This is a genomic window from Oleiphilus sp. HI0125 (assembly GCF_001635355.1).
In genome coordinates this window covers 1-890 of the sequence record NZ_LWGF01000250.1, presented here as the reverse complement: position 1 = coordinate 890, position 890 = coordinate 1, and the positions used below count along the sequence as shown (strand labels likewise).

Genomic DNA, 890 nt, shown 5'->3' with positions numbered 1-890 from the left:
TACATAGCCTTTTACTTTTGCTAAGTGCTCTTTAGTAACCAGAGGCCCCATATCTAATCTATGGTTTACGCCATTACCTACTTTAAGTTGACGTGTTTTCTCAGCAAGTTTCTCAACTAGTGCATCGCCAATATCACCAACCGCAACGGCAACAGAAATAGCCATACAACGCTCGCCAGCAGAACCGTATGCAGCGCCCATTAGCGCATTCACAGCGCCATCTAGGTCTGCATCAGGCATAACAATTAGGTGGTTCTTTGCACCGCCTAGTGCTTGAACGCGCTTACAGTGTTTTGAAGCGGTAGAGTAGATATATTCAGCAATTGGCGTAGAGCCAACAAAGCTTACTGCTTCAATGTCTGTGTGAGTGAGTAAGACGTCAACGGACTCTTTGTCACCGTTTACGATATTGAACACGCCATCAGGGAGACCCGCTCTTTTAACCACTCAGCAACTAAAAATGTTGCGCTTGGATCTTTTTCTGAAGGCTTCAAGATAAAGGTGTTACCCGTAGCAATGGCGATTGGCCACATCCACATAGGTACCATCGCAGGGAAGTTAAAAGGCGTAATGCCCGCCACAACGCCAAGAGGCTGGCTCGTTGAATAAGCATCAATGTCGCGACCTACTTGCTCAGTGAAGTCACCTTTTAATAATTGTGGGATACCGCAAGCGAATTCGACAACTTCTAAACCGCGGGTGATTTCTCCGCAAGCGTCTTCGTATACTTTGCCATGCTCTTTTGTGATTGCCGCAGCTAACTCGTCTCTACGCGCTTCAAGAATAGTTTTAAACTTGAAAAGAATTCGAGAGCGATTCAGTGGCGTTACCGCAGACCAAGAAGTAAATGCTTCTTTTGCTACTGCAATCGCGTTTTCAGTTTCTGCAAC

1 pseudogene is annotated in these 890 nt (G+C 46.0%); it reads right to left on the bottom strand.

Annotated elements, in window-relative coordinates:
- Window positions 1-890: pseudogene (locus tag A3762_RS03695) on the bottom strand (aldehyde dehydrogenase family protein); the annotation flags it as partial.